This is a genomic window from Flavihumibacter cheonanensis, assembly GCF_022352215.1.
Classification (GTDB): Bacteria; Bacteroidota; Bacteroidia; order Chitinophagales; family Chitinophagaceae; genus Flavihumibacter; species Flavihumibacter cheonanensis.
In genome coordinates this window covers 1-280 of sequence record NZ_JAKRWF010000215.1, presented here as the reverse complement: position 1 = coordinate 280, position 280 = coordinate 1, and the positions used below count along the sequence as shown (strand labels likewise).

At 67.9% G+C, this 280-nt stretch carries 1 protein-coding gene; it reads right to left on the bottom strand.

The annotated features are described in order from the left end of the window. On the bottom strand, window positions 1-280 hold a 280-nt coding region (locus tag MD536_RS21750), incomplete at both ends, for a hypothetical protein (RefSeq protein ID WP_239603874.1).

The window sequence follows — 280 nt, the reverse complement described above, 5'->3', positions numbered from 1 at the left end:
CTGCGATGACCGGCCGCGCTCCAGGCCTCGATCGCCGGATCGCACGACTTCGGGCGCGACTTGCCGTGCAGCCACACCGGCGCCATCCGGGCAAAAGCCTGCTCGGCCCGCCCGGTCTCGATCAGCGCCTGCAGGTGATGGCAGCGACGGTCGATGTCGGCGTCTTCACGGTAGAACGCCAGGTATTCCTTCCAGCGGCGCTGCGCAGCGAGTTGGTCGAGCCAGGCGGCGCGCAGCATGGCGGCCAGTGGCGTGTCATCGTTTCGTTTGAGAAAGGCCT